Source organism: Cytobacillus sp. Hz8 (genome assembly GCF_042263505.1).
In the GTDB taxonomy this organism is placed as follows: domain Bacteria; phylum Bacillota; class Bacilli; order Bacillales; family Cytobacillaceae; genus Bacillus_BE.
Map to the genome: position 1 here is coordinate 203,204 of NZ_JBHKFI010000004.1, position 26,114 is coordinate 229,317.

General features: G+C 37.5%; 21 protein-coding genes and 1 pseudogene. 19 read left to right on the top strand and 3 right to left on the bottom strand.

Annotation, left to right across the window (positions count from 1 at the left end; genetic code table 11):
* Positions 1-296 precede the first annotated feature (296 nt).
* The 15 genes from ACE38V_RS07745 to mutL all read left to right on the top strand — a co-directional run bounded on the left by ACE38V_RS07745 (position 297) and on the right by mutL (position 20,200).
* A complete protein-coding gene (locus tag ACE38V_RS07745; RefSeq protein ID WP_375840645.1) occupies positions 297-1,088 on the top strand; it encodes a DUF3388 domain-containing protein in 792 nt (263 codons plus the stop codon).
* Between the two features lie 56 nt (positions 1,089-1,144).
* Positions 1,145-2,026 (top strand): helix-turn-helix domain-containing protein, encoded by an 882-nt coding sequence (locus tag ACE38V_RS07750; RefSeq protein ID WP_375840646.1) that lies wholly within the window; start codon positions 1,145-1,147, stop codon positions 2,024-2,026.
* 77 nt (positions 2,027-2,103) lie between these two features.
* Positions 2,104-2,682, top strand: a complete 579-nt coding sequence (gene pgsA / locus ACE38V_RS07755; RefSeq protein ID WP_375840647.1) for a CDP-diacylglycerol--glycerol-3-phosphate 3-phosphatidyltransferase — start codon at positions 2,104-2,106, stop codon at positions 2,680-2,682.
* Positions 2,683-2,738: 56 nt separating this feature from the next.
* Positions 2,739-3,995, top strand: a complete 1,257-nt coding sequence (locus ACE38V_RS07760) for a competence/damage-inducible protein A (RefSeq protein ID WP_375840648.1) — start codon at positions 2,739-2,741, stop codon at positions 3,993-3,995.
* 265 nt (positions 3,996-4,260) lie between these two features.
* Positions 4,261-5,304 (top strand): recombinase RecA, encoded by a 1,044-nt coding sequence (gene recA / locus ACE38V_RS07765; RefSeq protein ID WP_375840649.1) that lies wholly within the window; start codon positions 4,261-4,263, stop codon positions 5,302-5,304.
* Between the two features lie 303 nt (positions 5,305-5,607).
* Entirely contained in the window at positions 5,608-7,167 is a 1,560-nt protein-coding gene (gene rny / locus ACE38V_RS07770; RefSeq protein WP_375840650.1) for a ribonuclease Y, read from the top strand.
* A 122-nt stretch (positions 7,168-7,289) separates the two neighbouring features.
* Positions 7,290-8,087 (top strand): TIGR00282 family metallophosphoesterase, encoded by a 798-nt coding sequence (locus ACE38V_RS07775; RefSeq protein WP_375840651.1) that lies wholly within the window; start codon positions 7,290-7,292, stop codon positions 8,085-8,087.
* A 495-nt stretch (positions 8,088-8,582) separates the two neighbouring features.
* Positions 8,583-8,843: a stage V sporulation protein SpoVS gene (gene spoVS / locus ACE38V_RS07780; RefSeq protein WP_003181955.1), complete on the top strand. Its 261-nt coding sequence runs from the start codon at positions 8,583-8,585 to the stop codon at positions 8,841-8,843.
* Between the two features lie 322 nt (positions 8,844-9,165).
* Complete coding sequence (locus ACE38V_RS07785; RefSeq protein WP_375840652.1) at positions 9,166-10,902, top strand: 2-oxoacid:acceptor oxidoreductase subunit alpha; 1,737 nt, start codon at positions 9,166-9,168, stop codon at positions 10,900-10,902.
* Positions 10,903-11,769: a 2-oxoacid:ferredoxin oxidoreductase subunit beta gene (locus tag ACE38V_RS07790; protein WP_375840653.1), complete on the top strand. Its 867-nt coding sequence runs from the start codon at positions 10,903-10,905 to the stop codon at positions 11,767-11,769.
* A gap of 331 nt (positions 11,770-12,100) precedes the next feature.
* On the top strand, positions 12,101-13,645 hold the full coding sequence (miaB, locus tag ACE38V_RS07795) for a tRNA (N6-isopentenyl adenosine(37)-C2)-methylthiotransferase MiaB (RefSeq protein WP_375840654.1): 1,545 nt from the start codon (positions 12,101-12,103) through the stop codon (positions 13,643-13,645).
* Position 13,646: 1 nt separating this feature from the next.
* Positions 13,647-14,078 carry a YlbF/YmcA family competence regulator gene (locus ACE38V_RS07800; protein WP_375840655.1) on the top strand — a complete coding sequence of 144 codons (432 nt, stop codon included), beginning with the start codon at positions 13,647-13,649 and terminating at the stop codon, positions 14,076-14,078.
* Between the two features lie 531 nt (positions 14,079-14,609).
* Positions 14,610-15,158 carry an outer spore coat protein CotE gene (locus tag ACE38V_RS07805; RefSeq protein WP_375840763.1) on the top strand — a complete coding sequence of 183 codons (549 nt, stop codon included), beginning with the start codon at positions 14,610-14,612 and terminating at the stop codon, positions 15,156-15,158.
* A 340-nt stretch (positions 15,159-15,498) separates the two neighbouring features.
* Entirely contained in the window at positions 15,499-18,111 is a 2,613-nt protein-coding gene (gene mutS / locus ACE38V_RS07810) for a DNA mismatch repair protein MutS (protein ID WP_375840656.1), read from the top strand.
* 199 nt (positions 18,112-18,310) lie between these two features.
* Positions 18,311-20,200, top strand: a complete 1,890-nt coding sequence (gene mutL, locus ACE38V_RS07815) for a DNA mismatch repair endonuclease MutL (RefSeq protein WP_375840657.1) — start codon at positions 18,311-18,313, stop codon at positions 20,198-20,200.
* A gap of 42 nt (positions 20,201-20,242) precedes the next feature.
* Here the strand turns inward: mutL and ACE38V_RS07820 are convergent.
* Positions 20,243-20,389: pseudogene (locus ACE38V_RS07820) on the bottom strand (site-specific integrase); the annotation flags it as partial.
* 545 nt (positions 20,390-20,934) lie between these two features.
* The gene (locus ACE38V_RS07825) at positions 20,935-21,333 is read right to left on the bottom strand and encodes a YkvA family protein (RefSeq protein WP_375840658.1); all 399 of its coding nucleotides are present in this window, start codon (positions 21,331-21,333) and stop codon (positions 20,935-20,937) included.
* Positions 21,334-21,691: 358 nt separating this feature from the next.
* Here ACE38V_RS07825 and ACE38V_RS07830 point away from each other — a divergent pair, with 358 nt between their 5' ends.
* The 3 genes from ACE38V_RS07830 (at position 21,692) to ACE38V_RS07840 (ending at position 23,841) form a co-directional block, all read left to right on the top strand.
* The gene (locus tag ACE38V_RS07830; protein ID WP_375840659.1) at positions 21,692-22,186 is read left to right on the top strand and encodes a hypothetical protein; all 495 of its coding nucleotides are present in this window, start codon (positions 21,692-21,694) and stop codon (positions 22,184-22,186) included.
* Positions 22,187-22,428: 242 nt separating this feature from the next.
* Positions 22,429-22,851: a hypothetical protein gene (locus ACE38V_RS07835; RefSeq protein ID WP_375840660.1), complete on the top strand. Its 423-nt coding sequence runs from the start codon at positions 22,429-22,431 to the stop codon at positions 22,849-22,851.
* Positions 22,852-23,391: 540 nt separating this feature from the next.
* Entirely contained in the window at positions 23,392-23,841 is a 450-nt protein-coding gene (locus ACE38V_RS07840; protein WP_375840661.1) for a hypothetical protein, read from the top strand.
* A 30-nt stretch (positions 23,842-23,871) separates the two neighbouring features.
* Here the strand turns inward: ACE38V_RS07840 and mreBH are convergent, their stop codons facing one another.
* Positions 23,872-24,876 carry a rod-share determining protein MreBH gene (mreBH, locus tag ACE38V_RS07845; RefSeq protein WP_375840662.1) on the bottom strand — a complete coding sequence of 335 codons (1,005 nt, stop codon included), beginning with the start codon at positions 24,874-24,876 and terminating at the stop codon, positions 23,872-23,874.
* 275 nt (positions 24,877-25,151) lie between these two features.
* On the opposite strand from mreBH, the gene miaA reads away from it, so the two are divergent.
* Positions 25,152-26,114 (top strand): tRNA (adenosine(37)-N6)-dimethylallyltransferase MiaA, encoded by a 963-nt coding sequence (gene miaA / locus ACE38V_RS07850; RefSeq protein ID WP_375840663.1) that lies wholly within the window; start codon positions 25,152-25,154, stop codon positions 26,112-26,114.

The window sequence follows — 26,114 nt, forward strand, 5'->3', positions numbered from 1 at the left end:
CCAGTCCATACGGCGCTGAGCAAGCCGCCTCCGCTTTTCGTGTTGTCCAGCTCCGGCGGCTAGGGGCTCGAGGTCATAAGCCAAGCAGTCCATGGGAGGAAAAGGCACCTCCCACGGCCTGCTTGTCTTATGCTTGTCGCCCCTGTTCAAGCCGCCTCCGCTTTTCTGTACATGTGGCATTATTTTAACATTTTATTATTGAATTTGGTTTTTTCTTTCATCTTAATGGAAAATCATATATTATAGTATGTGGAATCTATTGTATAATCATTGCTAGCAGCCATAGGAGGGGTTTTATGGAAAAAAAAGAATGGTATTTAGAATATGAAATTCAAAAAAACCGTCCTGGTTTGCTCGGTGATATTTCTTCATTATTAGGGATGCTTTCTATTAATATCGTAACGATTAATGGCGTTGACGAAGGGCGGAGAGGTTTATTAATCTTAGTAAAAGATGATGATCAGATTGTTCGCTTAGAATCAATTTTAAATACAATGGACACAATTAAAGTAATTAAAATTCGTGAACCAAAACTGCGTGATCGACTTGCAGTTCGCCATGGAAGGTATATACAAAGAGATGCAGATGATAAGAAGACCTTCCGATTTGTCAGAGATGAATTAGGATTACTAGTGGATTTTATGGCTGAATTATTTAAGCAAGAAGGGCATAAACTAATCGGTATTCGTGGCATGCCCCGTGTGGGAAAAACCGAATCCATTGTTGCAGCAAGCGTTTGTGCCAATAAACGTTGGTTATTTGTCTCCTCTACACTACTAAAGCAAACCATACGGAGTCAGCTCATTGATGATGAGTACAATGAAAATAACCTTTTTATTATCGATGGCATTGTCTCAACTAGAAGAGCAAACGAACGTCATTGGCAGCTTGTCAGAGAAATTATGTCACTTCCTGCAGTCAAAATAATTGAGCATCCAGATGTTTTTGTGCAAAATACCGAATATTCTTTGGAAGATTTTGATTCCATCATCGAACTTAGAAATGAACCTGAAGAAGAAATAAAATACGATGATGTTGAAAAAGAAAATATATTCTCTGATATGGATTTCGGAGGGTTTGATTTTTAGTATATTGGAAGGTGTTTTCGTTGTCAGAACTAGGGAATAGACTAAAAGAGGCTCGAATGAATAAAAATATGAGCTTGGACGATTTACAAACGGTTACGAAAATTCAAAAACGTTATTTACAAGGAATTGAAGAAGGAAACTATGACATGATGCCCGGAGCTTTTTATGTTCGTGCATTTATTAAACAGTATGCAGAAGCGGTTGGGCTTGAACCTGAAGAAGTATTTACGCAATATGCTTCAGAAGTACCGGCTACTCATAATGAGGATATTCCGGAAAAAATCTCTAGAGTTCAATCTAGAACAAGTATTTCTCCTAATCACTCAAAAATTTTTGATATTTTACCCAAAGTTTTAATTGCGATTATAGTTATTGGGATAATTGCGGCAATTTGGTATTTTCTGCAAAAAAATGCGAGCGATGCCGATCAAAATTCGAAAAAGAGTGATAATCAAACCGTTACATACCAAAAATCTGATAACTTAAAAACAGATGAAACAGATTCAAAGGATCAGTCTACTAAAGACGATGCGAATAAAGAAGAGCCTAGTAAAACTGAAGATAAAACTCAGGATGAAATGGCAAAAGAACCAACTCAAGAACTTACGGTTGCGGAATCAAAAGGTGATGCAACCACATACGAATTGAAGAATGCAGATGATTTTCAAGTGAAGATTGTTTCAACTGGAGAAACATGGATCAATATGTTAAACGGGAAAGGTTATTCCTTCTTTCAAGGTACGTTGAAAAAAGGGGAAACAGATAATAAGACCGTTGATTATTCAAAAGAAGAAGAAGCAGTTATTGTTGTTGGAAATGCAGCGAATACCGAAATCTACGTTAATGACCAAAAATTAGAGTATAAGGTATCTCCAACAGATGTGGTTACTCAGAATATAACCATTAAGAAGGATGCAGATGATTCAGTGGGTGAATAGTCATCAAGGGATGACTATTTTTCACTTTCATATTAAAGAAAGACTTACACGTTCTTTTACACACGGAGGTCACATGAATGAATTTACCAAATAAAATCACAATCTCAAGGATATTTTTAATTCCAATCTTTCTCATCATTATGCTCGTCCCGTTTTCATGGGGGGAAATGACTATCCTCGGAGCGACGATGCCGGTTACTCATTTTGTGGGTGCGCTTATTTTTATTTTGGCTTCAACCACTGATTGGATTGATGGACATTATGCACGAAAATATAATCTCGTAACCAATTTAGGGAAATTTTTAGATCCATTAGCAGACAAATTATTGGTTTCCTCTGCTTTAATTGTTTTAGTTGACTTAGGTTACGCTCCTTCTTGGATGGTTATTATTATCATTAGCCGTGAATTTGCCGTTACTGGACTTCGTCTTGTCCTTGCAGGTGCAGGAGAAGTAGTTGCGGCTAATATGCTTGGAAAAATTAAAACCTGGACTCAGATTGTTGCCATATCTTCCTTGCTTTTGCATAATATTATTTTTGAGTTGATTTCTTTGCCTTTTGATACCATTGCCTTGTGGGTAGCTACCTTCTTTACCATTTTGTCTGGATGGGAATATTTCAGCAAGAATATGGATGCTTTTAAAAATTCAAAATAGCCATCCTACGGGCTTTAACTGTGTAGGGAATAAATCATATTAGAGGTGATGAATCAATGAACGCTGAGATCATAGCGGTTGGTTCGGAATTACTCCTTGGACAAATTGCCAATACCAATGCCCAATTTTTATCTCAAGAGTTAGCAAATATGGGAATTGATGTCTATTTTCATACAGTGGTTGGTGATAATTCTGTGCGACTTCAAGCTGCAATTGAAATCGCAGAAGATAGGGCCGATTTCATTATTTTTACAGGCGGTCTTGGACCAACGAAAGATGATTTAACAAAAGAAACCATTTCCCATCATCTTGGAAAGAATTTAATCATGGATGAATATGCATTGACTTCTATTGCGCAGTTTTTTCAAAAAACGAATCGAGTGATGACCGATAATAATCGGAAGCAGGCACTAGTATTAGAAGATTCATCCGTTTTGAGAAATGATCATGGAATGGCACCTGGAATGCTTTTTGAAGGTCCATCCAAGATGTATCTTCTTTTGCCTGGACCTCCGAAGGAATTAATTCCAATGTTCTTAACATATGGAAAGCCAATGCTTCTTGATAAGCTTAGGACAAACGAAAAAATTATTTCACGTGTCTTACGTTTTTTTGGAATCGGCGAGTCGATGCTTGAGACACAAATAGAAGATTTAATTGATCAGCAATCGAACCCGACTATTGCTCCTTTAGCAGCTGATGGAGAGGTGACATTGCGCTTAACGGCTAAGGCTGAGACGCTTGAAAAGGCAAAAAATGTAATTGATGATACAGAGGCAAAAATTCTAGCAAGAGTGGGCGAATATTTCTATGGCTATGATGATACAACTTTGATAAAGGAATTATTTCATTTATTAAAAGCTAAAAAATGGACGATAGCATGTGCTGAAAGTCTAACGGGTGGACTATTTCAAGAAGAATTGACTTCCCTTCCCGGTGCAAGTAATCATCTAAAAGGTGGAATTATTTGCTATACGAATGAAGTGAAGGAGCGAATTCTACGGGTGAGGAAAGAAACACTTGAAAATGAGGGAGCTGTTAGCGAACCATGTGCAGCTCAGTTAGCGGAAAATGTAGCTCATTTACTAGATACGGATATCGGCATAAGTTTTACTGGAGTTGCAGGACCTGGAGAATTAGAAGGGAAACCAGCAGGAACAGTATTTGTGGGAATATCTATGAAAAATGCACCAACAATCGTAAAACGATTATCTCTCGCAGGGTCAAGAGAGGCAAATAGAATGAGAACTGTTAAATATGGATGCTATTATTTAATTAATAGGATCAAAGAAATCACAGAGAGCTCTATTTAGCTTTCTGTGATTTTTAATGGAATCCCTTAAAAATTTTTTGAAAATCCCTTAAATAGTAAATATCAGCGCTCGTGACAGATCAAAAATTCATTTTTCTCTAGAGTAAAATGTGAATTTACTATCTATTTCACTTCTGAAAATAAACGAATGGATGTTCGATTTTTATCTCGACAAACAAATAAAAAACGGGTATAGTTAAGATAGAATTTCGAGCACGAATTTGTCTCGTTAAAGCATTATTTGTTATCTAAAGGAGGATTTATTTGTGAATGATCGTCAAGCAGCCCTTGAAATGGCGTTAAAACAGATAGAAAAACAATTTGGTAAAGGTTCTATTATGAAGCTCGGTGAAAAGACCGATCGTGAAATTTCTTCCGTGCCAAGTGGTTCATTAGCATTGGATGCAGCCCTTGGAATTGGGGGTTATCCTCGTGGAAGAGTCATTGAAATATATGGACCTGAAAGTTCAGGTAAAACAACAGTTGCTCTCCATGCCATTGCTGAAGTTCAAGCAGACGGCGGACAAGCAGCATTTATTGATGCAGAACATGCGCTGGACCCGATATATGCCCAAAAGCTTGGAGTAAATATCGATGAGCTATTATTATCGCAACCTGATACAGGGGAGCAAGCCCTTGAAATTGCGGAAGCGTTAGTCAGAAGTGGTGCGGTAGATATTATTGTTATTGACTCCGTCGCTGCCCTTGTACCGAAGGCTGAAATCGAAGGGGAGATGGGGGATTCCCATGTGGGTCTTCAAGCTCGTTTAATGTCTCAGGCCCTTCGTAAACTATCAGGAGCGATTAATAAATCTAAGACAATCGCTATTTTCATCAACCAAATCCGTGAAAAAGTGGGTGTCATGTTTGGAAATCCTGAAACTACGCCAGGTGGACGTGCGCTTAAATTCTATTCTTCTGTCCGTTTAGAAGTTCGACGTGCAGAACAATTAAAGCAGGGTACAGATATCGTCGGAAATAAGACAAAGATTAAAGTTGTAAAGAATAAGGTAGCGCCACCGTTCCGTACAGCTGAGGTGGATATTATGTATGGGGAAGGGATTTCAAAAGAAGGAGAAATCATTGACTTAGGTTCTGAACTCGATATTGTTCAAAAAAGTGGCTCTTGGTACTCTTATAATGATGAAAAGCTGGGCCAAGGTCGTGAAAATGCCAAGCTCTTCTTAAAAGAAAATCCAGATCTTCGCCTGGAAATTCAAAAGAAAATCCGCAATCATTATGGTTTAGATAATGTAAAAGTTGCTCCAAATGAGGATGAGGGACAAGAAGAATTTGAATTAACTGACTAAGTTAGCGGGTAACTATTTAATAGTTACCCTTATTTTTTAATAGTGGAAAAAGAAAAAAATTTTTAGTGATTTTTATTATATGCATATTACTTAAGGTTAATTCTAAATATTAGGAATTGCCGAAAGGACAAACCCTTGACAATAAAAATTTCCAGCTTTACAATTAGGATGTATATTTTACATTTTTATATGACTATTAAAACGTTTAAAAGCCCATGTGCTGTATATTGATGAGAACAATGTACATGCCGACACTTTAGAAAACGTAACACAAACAAGTTCATAGCAAGAGGAGGTGAAATGATGGATTTATTAGCAATCATCTCCATTTTGCTTGGTCTAATCGTAGGTGCAGTTGTTGGCTATTTTGTTCGTAAATCTTTTTCTGAGGCAAAAATAGCAGGAGCAAAGAATTCCGCTGAGCTTATTTTAGAGGATGCAAAGCGTGAAGCGGACTCCCTAAAAAAGGAAGCTCTTCTTGAAGCGAAGGATGAAATTCATAAGTTGCGTTCTGAAGCTGAACGTGAAGTTCGTGATCGAAGAAATGAACTGCAAAAACAAGAAAATCGTTTATTGCAAAGAGAAGAAAATCTTGATCGCAAAGACGAAACGCTAGATAAACGTGAAGCACAATTAGAAAAGAGGGACGATTCTCTAAACAAAAGACAACAGCATATTGAACAGATGGAAAGCAAAGTGGACGAGATGATACGTACACAACAAAATGAGCTTGAACGCATCTCAGGTCTAACTCGTGATGAGGCAAGGTCCATCATTTTAGAGCGAGTTGAGCAGGAATTATCTCATGAAACTGCTTTAATGATTAAAGAGAGTGAAAATAGAGTGAAAGAGGAAGCTGACAAGAAAGCGAAAGATATCTTGTCACTAGCAATCCAACGGTGCGCTGCAGATCATGTTGCTGAAACGACAGTATCCGTAGTCAACCTTCCAAATGATGAAATGAAGGGACGTATCATTGGTCGTGAGGGACGTAATATTCGTACACTTGAGACGTTAACGGGAATCGATTTAATCATTGATGATACTCCTGAAGCAGTTATTTTGTCAGGATTTGACCCGATTCGTCGTGAAACAGCCCGCTTAGCTCTAGAGAAGCTTGTTCAAGATGGTAGAATTCATCCAGCTCGGATTGAAGAAATGGTCGATAAGGCAAGACGCGAAGTGGATGAGCATATTCGAGAAATCGGTGAACAAACGACTTTTGAGGTTGGTGTTCATGGTCTTCATCCGGATCTTATCAAAATTCTTGGCCGCTTAAAGTTCCGTACAAGCTACGGACAAAATGTACTAAAGCATTCAATCGAGGTTGCCCAATTATCTGGATTACTTGCAGCAGAGCTTGGTGAAGATGAAACCTTAGCTCGCCGATCTGGTTTACTTCATGATATTGGTAAGGCAATTGACCATGAAGTAGAAGGAAGCCATGTTGAAATTGGTGTTGAGCTTGCAACGAAATATAAGGAACATCCTGTTGTCATTAATAGTATTGCCTCACACCATGGTGATACAGAACCAACTTCCATTATTGCAATCCTCGTGGCAGCCGCTGATGCATTATCAGCCGCAAGACCAGGTGCACGTAGGGAGACGTTGGAGAATTATATCCGACGCCTTGAAAAGCTTGAGGAAATTTCTGAGTCTCATGATGGGGTAGAAAAATCTTTTGCCATTCAGGCAGGTCGAGAAATTCGTGTGATTGTTAAGCCTGATCAAATTGATGACTTAGAAGCTCATCGCTTAGCAAGGGATATTCGAAAGAAAATTGAAGAAGAACTTGATTATCCAGGACATATTAAAGTAACAGTGATTCGTGAAACGAGAGCTGTTGAATACGCAAAATAAAGCGGTGCTTTTGCACTGCTTTATTTTTTGCTCTCTATTATTTTGGATTAACTTGAATAGAAAGCTTTAGTATTGTGATACAATTTAAATAATATCGATTTTTACATAGAAAGGGTCAATACATGAATATATTATTTATTGGGGATGTTGTAGGGTCACTCGGACGGGATATGGTCCATGAATATTTACCAAAATTGAAGGAAAAATATCGTCCGCATGTGACGATCATCAATGGAGAGAATGCCGCAGGCGGAAAAGGAATTACTGAAAAAATTTATCGGGGATTTCTGGAAGCAGGTGCACAGGCCGTTACATTAGGTAATCATACATGGGATAACCGCGAGATATTCGAATTTATTGATCAAGCCAAATACATGGTTCGACCAGCTAATTTTCCGGAAGATAATCCAGGGAAGGGCATCACCTATCTAAAATTAAATCAATTTGAAGTAGCTGTCATTAACCTACAGGGTCGAACTTTTCTTCCGCCCAATGATTGTCCATTTAGAAAGGCGGATGCATTGCTTAAAGAAGCAAAAGAAAGGACTCCCTTTATTTTTGTTGACTTTCACGCAGAAGCTACCAGCGAGAAACAAGCAATGGGCTGGTATTTAGATGGTCAAGTATCTGCTGTTGTTGGGACACATACACATGTACAAACAGCAGATAACCGTATTTTACCAGAAGGAACGGCTTTTATTACCGATGTTGGAATGACCGGTCCCTATGATGGAATTTTAGGGGTTGAAAAAGAACTAGTTCTCAAACGGTTTTTAACCAATCTTCCTGTTCGCTTTGAAGTGCCGAAAAATGGGAATACACAACTTAGTGCAGTACATATAGAATTGGATAGTAAGACGGGATTAGCGAAAAAAATCGAAAGAATTTTGATTAATCAGGACCACCCTTTTTATTCCTAAAAATAGGAAGGAAATAAGCCTGCCGTATGTGGCAGGCTTATTTTTATCCCACTCTTAACGGACATTTTGACTCCCACTTCAAGATTCTGAGAATACGAAAAAGATAAGTGGGAGATCAACTGTCCGTAAAGGTCCGACGAGGGATTAAGGTCCTAGTCAGGCGAAAGCCACAGGACGTGGCGTCCCTTGAGCGTGATAAGTGAAATAAGATTTTTCTTTGGGCTTCAGCCCTTAGAAAAATCAATCAGGCTTTGCGGGACTAACCATCAGTGGGGGATGAATGACAACCCCCACTGATGGTTAGTTGAACTTTATGTAAATAAAAAAGTCATCTTTCATGTTAAGCTCTCTTACTTGAAAAGAGGCTGTTTTTATGCTTTTTTTTGACCAAGCCGGAATATGTGGAAAAAAGCCTGAATATAGTAGCAATGGAAGAGATATACCGAACATGCCTGATTACAGGCATAGGGATGGGAAAACAAGGAGGAGCTAGGAATGGAAATATTAAAAGTTTCAGCAAAATCTAATCCTAATTCTGTAGCAGGTGCGCTTGCAGGAGTTCTGCGGGAAAGAGGTGCTGCAGAAATCCAAGCAATCGGTGCGGGTGCATTGAATCAAGCCGTCAAGGCAGTAGCAATTGCAAGAGGATTTGTGGCACCTAGCGGAGTAGATCTAATTTGCATTCCCGCATTCACGGATATTCAGATTGATGGCGAAGAACGAACTGCAATTAAGCTCATTGTTGAGCCTCGCTAAATTACTCATATTTCAGCCTGTTTGCCTTTAAGCAGACAGGTTCTTTTTCATGAAAAAATCTATTTTTTAATAAAAATTCTCTAACTTATTTATCATTATTTTAATAATAAAAAAATATTCATATTTTCGTCAATATTTTACTTGAAAGGGTTGCTTTTTTTGAAACATAGGTCTAGAATTGAAAGCGTTTAGTACCCTACAAGGCATAATTATTCATAAATTTCAACTGTGAAATTATGAATAATTAGCAAACAAATTGTATGAGTGCTATTCAAGAAAAAATAATTACATAATTTTTTAGGTGTCTAAAGGGGTGTAAGTCATGATCAATCAACTTTCTTGGAAAGTTGGCGGACAACAAGGGGAAGGTATCGAAAGCACTGGGGAAGTTTTCTCTATTGCTCTGAATCGTCTAGGCTACTACTTGTATGGGTATCGTCACTTTTCTTCACGTATTAAAGGCGGCCATACAAACAATAAGATTCGTGTAAGTACAAAGCAAGTACGTTCTATATCAGATGATCTAGATATACTTGTGGCATTTGATCAAGAAACAATAGATTTGAATTACAAGGAGCTTCATGTTGGAGGAATCATCATTGCTGATTCCAAGTTTGATCCAAAGAAACCGGAAGATACAGAAGCTGGCATGTATGCGGTTCCATTTTCGCAAATGGCTACTGAATTAGGAACATCTTTAATGAAAAACATGGTAGCAATTGGAGCAACAAGTGCTATATTAGACTTGGATATTCAAGTATTTGAAGAGGTTGTTAAAGAGATTTATGGAAAAAAAGGGCAGCAAGTAGTGGATAAAAATATGAAAGCCATTGCGGCTGGATTTGATTTTATGAAGGAAAAGCTAGGAACTACTACTCCTCAAATGCACTTAGATAAAGCGGATGGAAAAAAACGCTTATTTATGATTGGCAACGATGCCATTGCATTGGGAGCGATAGCTGGTGGATGCCGTTTTATGGCTGCATACCCAATAACACCTGCTTCTGAAATAATGGAATATTTAATTAAAAAATTGCCTGCATTAGGTGGAACAGTCATTCAAACCGAAGATGAAATCGCCGCATGTACAATGGCGATTGGTGCTAACTATGGTGGTGTTCGTACCATAACTGCATCCGCAGGACCAGGTCTTTCTTTAAAAATGGAAGCTATTGGTTTGTCTGGTATTACAGAGACTCCATTAGTTATTGTCGATACTCAACGTGGCGGCCCTTCAACAGGTCTTCCAACAAAGCAAGAACAATCTGACTTAATGGCCATGATTTATGGTACACACGGAGAAATTCCAAAAATTGTCCTTGCTCCAAGTACAGTTGAAGAAGCATTCTATGATGCTGCTGAAGCCTTCAACTTGGCAGAAGAATATCAATGTCCGGTTATTGTATTATCTGACTTACAATTATCACTAGGAAAACAAACAGTTGAACCTCTTGATTATAATAAAATTGAAATTCGTCGTGGTAAGCTTGTGAAAGATGAATTACCTGAAATTGAAAATAAAGGGTACTTCAAACGTTATGAGGTTACAGAAGATGGGGTTTCACCTCGTGTTATTCCAGGCATGAAAAATGGGATTCACCATGTAACTGGTGTTGAACATGATGAAACAGGGAAACCATCTGAATCCGCAGCAAATCGTAATGCACAAATGAATAAACGTTTCCGTAAAGTCGAAAATATTCGTTTTAATACACCTGTATACAAAAATGCTCCACATGATGAGGCAGACCTACTTTTAATCGGTTTTAATTCAACTCGTGGTGCGATTGAAGAAGCGATGATTCGTCTTGAAAATGATGGAATTAAAGTGAATCATGCACATATTCGTTTAATCCATCCATTCCCTACTGATGAACTTTTACCACTTGTAAAGAGTGCGAAAAAGGTTGCTGTAATTGAAAACAATGCTACAGGGCAGCTAGCAAATATTATTAAGATGAACGTCGGAAATGCAGAAAAGATTCATAAGCTGTTAAAATACGACGGGAATCCGTTCTTGCCACATGAAATTCATACAAAAAGCAAGGAGTTGTTTTAAATGGCAACATTTAAAGATTTTCGAAATTCAGTAAAACCAAACTGGTGCCCTGGGTGTGGTGATTTCTCTGTTCAAGCAGCGATTCAGCGTGCAGCTGCAAATGTTGGATTAGAGCCTGAAACTTTAGCTGTTATTTCTGGTATTGGATGTTCTGGACGTATTTCTGGATACATTAACTCATATGGTTTTCATGGGATTCATGGTCGTTCTTTACCACTTGCTCAAGGTGTGAAGATGGCTAATCGCGATTTAACCGTTATTGCCTCTGGTGGTGATGGCGACGGTTTTGCTATCGGTATGGGTCATACAATTCATGCAATCCGTCGGAATATTGACATTACTTATATTGTAATGGATAACCAAATTTACGGCTTAACAAAGGGCCAAACTTCACCAAGATCACAAGCAGGTTTCAAGACAAAATCTACTCCATCTGGATCGATTGAACAACCAATTCATCCAATGGAAATGGCTTTAACAGCTGGCGCAACGTTTGTGGCTCAAAGCTTTTCAACCGATTTAAAAGATTTGACTGCTCTAATCGAAGCGGGTATTAAACATAAAGGATTCTCATTAATCAATGTGTTTAGTCCGTGTGTTACTTATAACAAAGTAAACACCTATGACTGGTTTAAAGAAAATTTAACGAAATTATCCGATATTGAAAATTATGATCCATCTAATCGCAAATTAGCGATGCAAACCTTAATGCAACATAAAGGTTTAGTGACAGGATTAGTTTATCAAAATACTGATCGTCCATCTTATCAAGAATTAATAACAGGATATTCTGAAGCCCCATTAAGAGATGCTGATTTAACATTAGATGAAGCGCATTTTAATTCTTTAGTTTCAGAATTTATGTAATAGTATGTGAAAAATGCTAAAGCCTTCATTCGAAAGAATGAAGGCTTTTTGAATATTATTTTATCGAAAGAAATATGGCCTTTGTTAATAGTTACGTTGATAATCATAGTGTTTTCACAGTGGAAATGAAATGTTTAAGTGAATAAATTTTCATTCTATTGTTTTAAAGACCTGAAAGCCTTATACTATAATAATGTGTATATATGATAAATATATGCATCTTTCAACGAAAAAAATAATTTTCTTAAACCGTCTCCATGTATTTGAAAAAGGGGCTTAAGTCTATTTTTATGGCTACTATTATAATAATGAGAAAGGGGATTTTTCATTAATGAATGAAAAACAACGACTAGATAATCAACAAGTGAAAACGGCTAATTCTTCGGACAAAAAATCCGATAAGGACTACAGCCAGTATTTTCAAACCGTATATATTCCGCCTTCCTTGAAAGATGCAAAAAAGAGAGGAAAAGAAGAGGTTCATTATCATGATAGCTTCTCCATTCCTGAAGAATTTAAAGGGATGGGAAAAGGCCGCAAGTTTTATATTCGCACCTATGGTTGTCAGATGAATGAACATGATACAGAAGTAATGGCGGGAATTTTCTTGGCGTTAGGTTATGAACCGACAGATACAGTAGAGAATGCGAATGTGATTTTACTTAATACTTGTGCCATTCGTGAAAATGCGGAGAACAAGGTTTTTGGGGAGCTTGGTCATTTAAAGCAATTGAAAATCGAAAACCCAGATCTATTACTTGGTGTATGTGGCTGTATGTCTCAAGAGGAGTCTGTTGTAGGGAAAATCCTCAAAACTTATCATCATGTTGACATGATATTTGGAACTCATAATATCCACAGACTGCCAAACATTTTGCATGAAGCCTATATGTCGAAAGAAATGGTCGTTGAGGTGTGGTCAAAAGAGGGAGATGTCATCGAAAATCTTCCAAAAGTCCGCCGTGGAAACATAAAGGCATGGGTTAATATTATGTATGGTTGTGACAAATTCTGTACGTATTGCATCGTTCCTTTCACTCGAGGAAAAGAACGCAGCCGCAGACCGGATGATATCATCCAAGAAGTTCGTCACCTTGCAGCCCAAGGTTATCAGGAAATCACTCTTTTAGGACAAAATGTCAATGCCTATGGAAAAGATTTTGAGGATATGTCATATGGTCTTGGAGATTTAATGGAAGAAATCCGTAAGATTGATATTCCAAGAATTCGTTTTACGACTAGTCATCCAAGAGATTTTGATGATCGCCTAATTGAAGTATTAGCAAAAGGCGGAAACCTGGTAGAACATATCCACCTTCCTGTACAATCTGGGTCAAATGATGTCTTGAAAATAATGGCCAGAAAATATACAAGAGAGCAATATCTTGAGCTTGTTAGAAAAATTAAGGCAGCAATCCCAAATGTCTCATTATCAACGGATATCATCGTCGGATACCCAAACGAAACAGACGAACAATTTGAAGAAACCCTTTCATTATATCGCGAGGTTGGTTTTGAAATTGCTTATACCTTTATTTACTCTCCGCGTGAAGGGACACCAGCAGCAAAAATGGTGGACAATGTCCCAATGGAAGTGAAAAAGGAACGCCTTCAAAGATTGAATGCATTAGTCAATGAGCTGTCTGCTAAAGCGATGAAACAGCATGAGGGACAAATTGTGGAGGTCCTTGTAGAAGGAGAAAGCAAGAATAATCCAGATGTCCTTGCTGGCTATACGAGAAAGAATAAGCTTGTGAACTTTGTTGGACCTAAATCTGCAATCGGGAAGCTCGTAAAGGTAAAAATTAACGAAGCGAGAACATGGTCACTGAATGGAGAAATGGTGGAAGAATTCAATGCGGCAGAGGTGAAATAGTATGGTCAATTTTACAAAAGAGGATATTGTTGGCAAGGCAAGAGAAATTGCAAAGATGATTGCGGAAACAGAAGAGGTGGATTTTTTCAAAAAGGCAGAAGCGAAAATCCATGAGAATAAAAAAGTGACAGAAATCATCTCGCAAATTAAAGGGCTGCAAAAACAAGCAGTCAATCTTCATCATTATGGCAAAGAAGAAGCTTTGAAGAAGACAGAAGAAAAATTGGCTGCTTTGGAGCAGGAATTAGATGAAATTCCAGTTGTTCGAGAGTTTAAGCAATCGCAAATCGATGTGAATGATCTTTTACAAATGGTTGCTAATACGATATCGAATCGGGTAACGGACGAAATCCTCATTTCAACCGGCGGTAATCTATTAAGTGGTGAAACAGGCGCAGAAATTAAAAATAAAGAATGCTCCCATCATCATTAAGATTTATCCCACTCTTAACGGACATTTTGACTCCCACTTCAAGATTCTGAGAATACGAAGAAGATAAGTGGGAGATCAACTGTCCGTAAAGGTCCGACGACGGACAGGATGTCCTAGTCAGGCGAAAGCCACAGGACGTGGCGCTATGAGCGTGATAAGTGAAATAAGATTTTTCTTTGGGCTTCAGCCCTTAGAAAAATCAATCAGGCTCTGCGTGACTAACCATCAGTGGGGGATGAATGGCAGACTAAAAGCGCGACGTCAATCACAACGTCTGCACTAGCACGTCCTGTGCGTCGAAAACCCCCACTGATGGAAGTTTCACTTTATGAGGCTGACTTTTTATAAGTCAGTCTTTTTCTATTCCATTTTTCAAACCTCCTACTTCCCACATCTAAAATCACACTTCCATAGGTAAACGCATAAAATGCACTATACTTCAAACTTATATCTTGCATGAAAAATATAATCACACTAGTCTAATATCCCGCATAGGATGAATTGAAAATGAATGAGGAGGTTTCGCTCGTAATGGGAGAATACAGAGAGATTATTACGAAAGCCGTCGTAGCAAAAGGCCGCAAGTTTACACAGTCCAGCCATACCATTTGCCCCGAACACCATCCGTCAAGTATCCTTGGCTGCTGGATTATTAACCATACGTACGAGGCAAAAAAGCACGGCAAGGCTGTTGAAATAAGTGGCTTCTATGATATTAACGTTTGGTACTCCTATAACGATAATACAAAAACAGAAGTTGTTACGGAGCGTGTTGAATATCTTGACGTCATTAAATTAAAATATCGTGATCCTGATTTCTTAGACGATCAAGAAGTCGTCGCACGTGTACTTCAACAGCCAAACTGTGTGGAGGCCGTTATTTCACCAAATGGGAATAAAATCATTATTCACGTTGAAAGAGAGTTTCTAGTCGAGGTTATCGGAGAAACCAAAGTATGTGTAAAGATTTACCCTGGTGAATGTGAAGACAATGATGAAGACTGGGGCTTCGATCAAGTGGAAGACGAAGAGTTTGAAGAATTAAGCCCAGACTTCCTATTAGGAACTGAAGAGGAATAAATGATCGCTAGGAAGGTAATGCTTCCTAGTTTTTCTTATTTTTTAGTCTATTTTCTCATAGCTAGTTGATTTAAAAAAAGAATACACGAAGATTCCTATGAGCGAAAGGAGAAGCCTGATAGAGCGGTTGGTAGTGAGGAAACTCGCCTGTAGCTAACGAATTTCAGTTGTACACATGGATGGTTTTTATAGCAGTATTTCAGATGGAAATCAACCTATTAAAAATTTTTGGTGACAGAAGTACAGACCTTCCAAAATCAGATGCGGTCCATGCCAAAAAAATTATGATATAATGTATTGTTGAAGACGATAAATAAGTATGGATTTTTTGGAGGAAATTATGGCAGCTTATACGCCGATGGTACAACAATATTTACAGGTAAAGGCTGATTATCAAGATGCCTTTTTATTTTTTCGTTTAGGAGATTTTTATGAAATGTTCTTTGATGATGCGGTGCAGGCATCAAGAGAACTTGAAATTACATTAACCAGCCGTGAAGGTGGGGGAACCGAGCGGATTCCTATGTGTGGCGTTCCTTATCATTCTGCTGCAACCTATATTGAACAATTAATTGAGAAGGGCTATAAAGTAGCAATCTGTGAGCAGACTGAGGACCCGAAACAGGCGAAGGGTGTCGTCAGAAGAGAGGTCGTTCAGCTGATTACTCCCGGAACGATGATGGAAGGCCGAGGCTTAAATGAAAAGGAAAATAATTATCTCGCCTCCATTTCTTCATTTGGAGAAAAATCATATGGCTTTGCTTATACGGATCTTACCACTGGTGAAAGCCGGGTAACCCTTTTAATGGATGGTTTTGATGAAGTGTTAAATGAATTGTCTGTCTGTGGCGCCAAGGAAGTGGTACTCGCCCATGATTTTGATCAAGGGCTACAGCAGCAACTAAAGGAAAGATCCTCCATCACGATTTCGTATGAAGATGCTGATGAATTACAAGAACATGATCAATCTTTAGTTGCAAAAATCGATCAAGAAAAGATGAAAAAGACGATTTCCCGCTTATTTCATTATTTACATCGCACGCAAAAAAGAAGTCTTGATCATTTGCAACCAGTTGAAAGCTATCAAACCAATCATTTTATGAAAATTGATTATTATTCAAAACGAAATCTTGAATTAACCGAGACCATTCGTTCAAAAGGGAAAAAAGGTTCTTTATTATGGCTATTGGATGAAACGAAAACCGCCATGGGTGCAAGGCTCCTTAAGCAATGGATCGATCGTCCGTTAATCAACCAAAGTAAAATTGAACGGCGTCATGCGTTTGTTCAGATTTTAATAGAACACTATTTCGAACGTCAGGATTTACGGGAAAAATTAAGAGAAGTTTACGATATCGAACGGCTTGCAGGAAGAGTGGCTTTTGGAAATGTCAATGCACGCGAACTAGTACAGCTAAAGCGTTCCTTACAGCAAATTCCTTTGCTTAAAGCGATTTTAGAGCCATTTTCTGAACGGTCAGCTCAAGATTTAGCTACTCGTTTAGACCCGTGTGAAGAAATTACTGACTTGCTTGAAAAAGCCTTAGTCGAAAATCCACCTATTTCTGTAAAAGATGGAAATATGATTCAAGACGGTTTCCATGAAGAATTGGATAAGTATCGGGATGCGAGTCGAAATGGGAAGACGTGGATTGCCCAATTAGAAAGAAAAGAACGGGAAAAAACAGGGATCAAGTCTCTTAAAATTGGCTATAATCGTATTTTTGGCTATTATATCGAAGTGACAAAAGCTAATATTGGCTTATTAAAAGAAGGTCAATATGAACGAAAACAGACTCTTGCTAATGCAGAGCGTTATATTACCCCGGAATTAAAAGAGAAAGAAGATTTGATTTTACAAGCGGAAGAAAAAAGTGTGGGGCTTGAATATGAATTATTTGCATCAATTCGCGAGCAAGTAAAAGAATTTATTCCGAGATTACAAGCATTAGCAAAAACTGTCAGTGAATTGGACGTGCTTCAATGCTTTGCAACGATCAGTGAAGAGCGGAAATATGTGAAACCAGGCTTCTCTTCTGAAAAAAAATTATGGATTAAGGATGGCCGTCATCCTGTTGTCGAAAAAGTCATGAATGCCAGAAGCTATATTCCCAATGATTGTTTAATGGACAAGGAACGCGAGGTTCTCTTAATAACAGGACCAAATATGTCTGGGAAAAGCACCTATATGCGGCAAATTGCCTTAATTTCAATATTGGCGCAAATTGGTTGTTATGTACCGGCTTCGGAGGCCATTCTTCCTATCTTTGATCAAGTTTTTACGAGAATTGGAGCGGCAGATGATTTGATTTCGGGACAAAGTACATTTATGGTGGAAATGCTTGAAGCAAATAATGCGATTTCGAATGCCACGGAGAACAGTTTAATCTTATTCGATGAAATTGGCCGTGGAACTTCCACCTATGACGGCATGGCCCTTGCTCAAGCGATCATTGAATACATTCACAATCGAATTGGCGCCAAAACATTATTTTCAACTCACTATCATGAATTAACTTCACTAGATATGGAGTTAACGAGAGTGAAGAATGTTCATGTTAGTGCGATGGAGCAAAATGGGAAAGTCCTCTTCCTTCACAAGATTAAAGAAGGGGCGGCTGACAAAAGCTATGGAATTCATGTGGCTGAATTGGCAGAATTGCCAAAGGATTTGATTTCAAGAGCCAAAACGATTTTACGAACCCTTGAAGAACAAGCTCCTGATGCGATTGAACAACATAAAAATGCAGCAATTGCTCATACCATACAGGAACCGATTCAGGAAGAAATTGCTCAACTATCATTCTTTGCAGAAGTTAAAGATGATAAGAAGCATCACTTAGCTTCAAAGGAAAAGAAAGTCATTGATTTACTAAAAGAAATCGATATATTAGAAATGACACCGATGAAGGCCATGAATTTATTATATGATCTTCATAAAAAGATGAAATAAGGTTCATATTTGGAAGTGGATCAGTGTGGGATTAAATTGACCCAATATCTTAAGCTCATTGATCTTAAATAAGCCTATTAAACGGATTTAATATAAAATATTCTACCAAAAGACACCTCTTTGGCATAAAGAAAAAAATAGCAAGACCGATAAAAATGAACTGTTTTCAATACTAGCCTTAAAAAGGGAGGCGAATTCTATGGGCAAAATTATTCAACTGGACGATGCACTTTCGAATAAAATTGCTGCTGGCGAAGTGGTAGAAAGACCAGCCTCTGTAGTCAAGGAATTGATTGAGAATTCAATTGATGCGGGTAGCACAGTTATTGAAGTGGATGTCGAAGAAGCAGGGTTAGCACAAATTCGAATCGTGGATAATGGGGATGGCATTGAAGAAGAGGATGTTCTTCTTGCCTTTTCCCGCCACGCCACAAGCAAAATCAAAGATGAGAATGATCTTTTCCGCATTCGCACATTGGGATTCAGAGGAGAAGCACTTCCAAGTATCGCTTCTGTCTCGAGATTGGAAATGGCCACATCAACAGGTGAAGCCGGAACGAAGGTTGTCATTGAAGGGGGAAAAGTTCATTCCTTTGAAAAAGCAGCGAGCCGAAAAGGGACAGATATCACCATCTCTGATTTATTCTTTAATACACCGGCACGACTTAAATATATGAAAACGATTCATACGGAACTAGGAAATATCACTGATGTGGTTAATCGGTTGGCGTTAGCACATCCAGAGGTATCCATCCGCTTAACCCATAACGGTCGTAAACTGCTCTTTACAAATGGAAATGGGGATGTTAGACAAGTATTGGCTGCGATTTACGGATTAAGCATTGTGAAAAAAATGGTTCCAATTGATGCCTCTTCTTTGGATTTTCATATCACCGGATGGTTAGCATTACCGGAAATCACAAGAGCATCACGAAATTATATCTCGACGATGATTAATGGTCGTTTTATTAAAAATTATCCATTAGTGAAGGCTATTCAAGAAGGGTATCATACCTTGCTTCCAATTGGTCGATACCCGATCGTTTTGATGAATATCGAAATGGATCCAATTTTAGTAGATGTGAATGTCCATCCTTCTAAAATGGAGGTTCGCCTCAGCAAGGAGCAGGAATTGAATAGGCTTGTGAGCGAATCGATTAAATCTGTCTTTCAAAAGCAGCAACTAATTCCTGCCGGTTTTTCTCAAGAAAAGAAAGAACGACCAAAATCAGAGCAGACGATTCTGAATTTAGATCATATCCCTGTTGAAGATGACGTCCTTTCCTTGCAAAAACAAGCAAGCAGTCTCTTCATAAAAGAGCCAGAGGTTCATAGCAGGAATGAAGCTTCTATTTTTGAAAAAGAAAAGGTTCAGGATCGTTTCGAGGAATCATTTGAATTGCCTGATTTCGGGGCCTTTGATCTAGAAGACATTCATGATAGAGGGGAAGAGCAAAAAAACGGTGAGGAGGTTTTACTCGCGGAATTGGGGGCAAAGGATTCCTCCCGGGTACCTCCACTTTATCCAATTGGACAGATGCATGGAACCTATATCTTCGCGCAAAATGAACGCGGGCTTTATATTATCGATCAGCACGCGGCCCAGGAACGGATCAAATATGAATTTTTTAAAGAAAAGGTAGGAGAAACGATCCAAGAACTGCAAGAATTACTTGTCCCATTAACCTTTGAATACTCAACTGATGAAACCTTGAGAATTAATGAAGCAAGAGAAGAGCTTGAAAAGGTTGGGGTTTATTTAGAGCCATTCGGATTTAATAGTTTTATTGTTCGTTCTCATCCAACCTGGTTTCCAAAGGGGGAAGAGAAAGAAGTCATCGAAGACATGATTGAGCAGCTTTTATCAATGAAAAAGGTGGACGTGAAGAAGTTAAGAGAAGAAGCAGCTATTATGATGAGCTGCAAAGGTTCCATCAAGGCTAACCGACATTTGCGTAATGATGAAATTCAAGCATTATTAGATGAATTGCGACAAACAACCGACCCCTTTACCTGTCCGCATGGAAGACCGATTATTATTCATTATTCTACCTATGATATGGAGAAGATGTTTAAGCGCGTGATGTAGAGGAGTTCCTGGCGTATCTAAACCTCTTTTGGCCACTTTAGTTCAATACGCTTCTAAATTAAGGTGATTTTCTGTTTCATATTTCTTTGTTATATGAACATATACATTGGCGGTCATGTTCACACTAGCATGTCCTAATCGATTACTCATAAATTTAATATCTGCACCCCTTTCTAAAAGCATGATAACGTGAGTATAACGTTATCCATGTGGAGTAATGTGGTGCAGATTTGTTTTTGATAAGATAGAATCAATAGCTTTATTTACTCCGAATTCACTTATTTCTTTACTTCTTGGGAAGGCTATTAAATATTCTGATTGCCGGTAATCTTTGCATATTTTTATTTGTTCTTATTCTGCTCAGGTATTTTCCTGCTTGTTAAAATTCTGTTGCTTATTAAGAAGCTGATTCAATCTATCCCGTTTTTGGTAATGCCCTCAAAAAGAGCTTCTTTAAATTCTTGTATTTGTAATTTCAAATATTGCTTCTTTGAGAGCAAGGTATCTGTGGTGAAAGTGTGGTTTTGGGTAACAGGAAATCTTGCTCTCAAATATTACAATAACCAGTTTTTGTTATTACTATACCATGTGTGAGTTTTAGACCTTTGGGATTTTTCCTATCTCTACTTGAGTTTGTGGGTATACTTGTTCAATAACTTTTTGAAAACCATAGTTCATCAATGCATCTGCGTATATTAAAAGGAAGAAATAAGTAAATAAAAAACAAGCATTTTTTAATGAAATGCTTGTTTTACAAGTTTATAAACCCAAACAGCAAGTAATATCCAAGTTAGTATAAAAAGAATGCCAACAAACCAATTTTTAGGCTTTCCATTCTTTTTCATCTCTTCAGCTTTTTCTCTATTGTCTTCTATGATATGTTGTGGAATTAATTTTAGGGCCAATGAGATACCAAGAGGGACAATGACTAAATCATCTAAATATCCTAAAACCGGTATGAAATCTGGAATTAAATCAATTGGGCTAAACGCATAGGCTACAACACAAATTGCGATAACTTTTGCATACCATGGTGTTCTTTTGTCTCTTTGGGACAGGTATAGCACGAAAAGATTTTGTTTTAATTTTCTTGCATAACTCTTGAGCTTAGATAATTTACTGTCATTGTTCATGTCAAACCTCCCATTTACACATATTATAAAGTAAATAATGGGAAATAAAAATATGGTGTCAGAGTACGATAATTTACCTCAATAAATGAAAAGCAAGGCTATTCCCTACTTAGCCGCCTGCAGCATGAAATAAGCGGGCTTGTTCCAGTTGAACCAGAAGGTGGAAAGGTAGCCAGGGCAAATGTTGTTTCTCCTTTTGCGGAAGCAGGAAATGTTGATCTTCCCCATCCTAACCAATGCCTGTAGGTAAATGATTTCATATAGCAATATGTTGTGGATTAAAACACATATAAATATGGTCCACTGGTTATTTTAACAATAAAAGGGGAAATGACCATTAATAAAGGGATGATGTTCTATGACTATCAAAATTCAAAGATTGGTTAATATTGCTCTGATTTTATTGACTTGGTTAACACTCCCTTTTATGGGGGGGCGTAATTTAAAAAGATTTCTTCCTGCTACCATTATTATTGTCCTTTTTGAAATTATAAACGGAATGATTGGAAAAAGACGTCATTGGTGGTTTTTTTATAACAAGCCACAATCACATTTATTTGGGGAATTTCCATATTATATTGGACCATTTTTTGTAAATTCACTTTGGATATTAAAATGGACGTTTGGAAATTTTAAAAAGTTTTTATTATTCAATGCGATTCTTAATTTTACCTTTGCTTTTCTGATATCAAGATTTTCAAGGAAAATAAAATATTGGTCATTAGATAGAATAAATGAATTTCAGTTTTTCCTTTATTATTTTTATAAAGCATTAATATTATATGGGGTTCAAATCCTATTTGAACGATTTTATTCGCAGAAAGCTAAAAGAAAATTTTTTGGGATTAATTAGATAGGTTGAGGCCAACAGTTATATGTTGGCTTTAGTGCCGTATTCGAAGAATAAACACCACAAACCCCACTAATTAGTTGGTGTAATTTTTATGCCTATAAGAACTCATCATGTTCTGAGCCGATCGGGACTATTTTTATAGAAAGAAGGTTAGTCAAACAGTTGGAAATCATTTTCCCCCATACACTTAATTTATTGTAGTATAATCTTATACAATAAGTAAAAAGCAAGGGTGTGAGAATGTGAAATTCCTCAAATATTTATTCATATTGATTATTGTACTGGGTATTCTTGGTTATGGTATCTACTATTTTGGAACTAATATAGCATCTGAAAAGGTAATGAGTATCGTTTCAACTGAATTAGAGGATAGTGGTCAAAAAGAAGAACTTAAACAGACTATTGAAAAGGATCCAGAATTAAAAGCTTTTATAGAAGATGCTGATAATGTAGATGAGTCCAAATTACCATTTACTACAAAGGAAGAAGCAACAAGAGTTTTAGTAAAAAAACTTGGAATCTCAGAAATTAAAGATATTCAAACAAAAGTACAAAAAGGAACAATTTCAAAAAAGGAAGTATATCAGGAAATTAAAGGTAAATTAACAGACGATGAAATACAAGCTTTGAAATTAATAGCGTACAAAGAATTATATAAAAAGTGAGATTAAAAGAGAGTTTTGATGCTCTCTTTTTATATTTCATAATGATATTAATTTGTTCCGAGCCGATCGGGGCCATTTTTATCCTTGCATTATTTTAGTGTGAATTTTTTGGAAAATCACCTATTTTCTTTTACACCAAGTACATCACTGAAAGTAGCTTCTTTTATATTGTTTTCTTATATTTAATCTAATATTAGGCTTGTATGCACTACCTATGGTATGGAAAGATGCTGAAACGCGTGATGTAGCCTAAATACATGTTTTCCTTTTTTACAAAAAAATAATCCGGCACCTACAAACCGGATCATTCAACATATGTTAAAAAAAGGGGGTGTGTGAAAAAGTGTTTTCACTAGCACATCTTTATCCTACAAAATAAAAATGAAAAAACTATGAAAAAATGATTAAGTTTTTAATAAAATTTCATATGAATCAAATAAGTAGACCAAATGAAATTTAATGAGCACATGCCAATAAGGGTTCCATAACCATTTCCTATCCTTTATATTTGAAGTAGAAAGAGTGAATGGAGGTGTTCACTTGATTGCTTTTAGTATGGCTTTAGGAATTGTACCGATTATTTTCATTATTTTTGTTATTGCTTATGCAGTGAAGTATAAAGAAAAAGGAGATGAGAATGTGTTCCGAAATTTATACATGTATTTGGTCTTATTTGCGACATTAATGATGGTTATTGGCGGAGGAATCTCCATTTTTATGGCGGCCGCGGATTTAGTCAGTCCAACCTCTTATTACCAAAGTTATTCTGATTTTAAGCTAGTCAGATTGTCTGATAAGGCAGGAAATACAGAAACAAATCTTACAGAACAACAATTACGGTCAGAATATGATCAATTACAAAAGGATGAAAAACAAAGACAGCAGCAAAATGCAAAGAATCAATTGATCAAAAGCTTAGGATTTATTGTGATTCCATTACCAATCTTTCTTTACTTTAATCGCAAACGAAGAACAATTGTTAATGAATGAGGAAAGCTCTGAGCTGGTAACTCGACCAGCTCAGCTCTTTTTATTTAAGGTGTTAATATATTTTAAAGCTTCCCCTGTTCCAATCGCAACAGATTCTAACGGACTTGGTGCAAGTTGAACGGGAACATCAATTTCTCCGCTAATCCATTCTTGCAGACCATTTAAGAGCGCTCCTCCGCCTGTTAAAATAATACCGCGATCAACGATATCACCACTTAACTCAGCAGGGCTGTCCTCTAAAGTCATGCGAATGGTCTCGAGAATTTGCGACAAGGAATCTTTTATGGCACGATAAATTTCTGTTGAGGTCAATTCGATTGTTTTGGGAAGTCCCGTTAATAAATCTCTTCCACGGATAGGGAGCGAAAGCGGCTCGTGATCCTGCAGGGCATGACCGATTTCCATCTTTATTTTCTCTGCCGTATGTTCGCCAATCAAAATATTATAGGTTTTTCGAACATAGTTGATAATATCTTCATCCAGGTGATCCCCGCCAAAGCGTAATGAATGACAGGCTACGACTCCGCCAAAGGAAATAATCGAAACTTCTGTTGAGCCGCCACCTATATCGACAATGACATTGGCGACCGGTTCATCGACCGGAAGCCCTGCCCCTATAGCAGCAGCAACAGATTCTTCAATGAGATGAACCTTCTTCGCTCCGGCATTTCGAACCGCATCTTGAATCGCTCTTCTATCCACACTCGTTGATCCTGATGGAGTGCAGACAATCACGTTTGGTTTGCGAATGGCAAATCCCAGTTTTTTTGAAGCATTTTTTAATATAACCCTGAGCATATTGGTGGTCATATCATAATCAGCGATTACTCCATTCTTCAAGGGTCTGATGACTTTGATTTTTTCAGGAGTTTTGCCAATCATTTCTTTTGCCTCATGACCTACAGCAACAATTTTATTCGTTCCCGTTTCAATCGCGACAACGGATGGTTCATTGATCGCTACTCCTTTATTTTTACTATATACCAATATATTGGCTGTTCCTAAGTCTATTCCGATATTTGAAGTTGAAAACATCATTGTCCCACCTATTCTAATTATTAATGTACAAGAATAATTTTCTGTCCTAAACTTCATCTTTTGGGGGTATTGACCTGAGTTGTAAAGAACTCGTAATGCCTGTAATTTTTCAGAGGATTGGTAATAAAGAAATATTGATTTACTTGATTAGAAAATTTGAAAGTGGGAATAATGCATAGATGTTTAACTGCTTTTTTTAATTATGTTATGATTTATCCGACCATGGTAAGATGTCATTATAGTATTTTGTTGAAGAAAGCAGTGTGAAGATCTTGAGTCATAAGGAAAAATTATTGGTGATTATTGGTCCCACGGCCGTTGGAAAAACAAAGCTAAGTATCGAATTAGCGAAAAAATACAATGGGGAAATAATCAGTGGCGATTCGATGCAGATTTATAAAGGGATGGATATCGGAACGGCTAAGATCAAAGTAGAAGAAATGGAAGGAATTATCCACCATTTAATCGATATTAAACAGCCTGAAGAGTCGTTTTCTGTTGCAGAATTTCAAGAGCTAGTTCGAGCCAAAATTACCGAAATCACGAGCAGAGGGAAACTGCCGATGATTGTTGGGGGAACAGGCCTTTATATTCAAGCCTGTATTTATGATTACCATTTTTCGGACGCACCATCAGATGAAGGTTTTCGAGAAGAATTAGAGAGTAGAGCTCAAGTAGAAGGAAATGAAATTCTTTATCAGGAATTACAGAAAGTGGATCCGCTTAGTGCCGAAAGAATTCATCCCAATAACGTACGACGTGTGATTCGGGCATTAGAAATTTTCCATTGTACAGGAAAAACGATGCAGGAATTTCAGGAACAGCAGAGACCCGGATTATTCTATGACGTAGCCTTAATTGGACTCACGATGGAGCGGGAATTGTTATATGAGCGCATAAATTTGCGTGTGGATCAGATGGTTTCTGAAGGGCTAATAGAAGAAGTAAAGCAATTATATGATCATGGTTTGCGCCAATGTCAATCGATTCAAGCGATCGGCTACAAAGAGCTTTACGAATTCTTGGATGGTCGTGTTCTATTGCCGGAAGCGATTGAAAATTTAAAGCAAAATTCCAGACGCTATGCCAAAAGGCAATTAACCTGGTTTCGCAATAAAATGGATGTGAAGTGGTTTGATATGTCAGTTGCCATTGAAAAACAACTGTTTGATAAAAAAATTGCGGAAATTTCATCCTATATTGAAGGAAAGCTCGAGATAAAATCGAATACATAG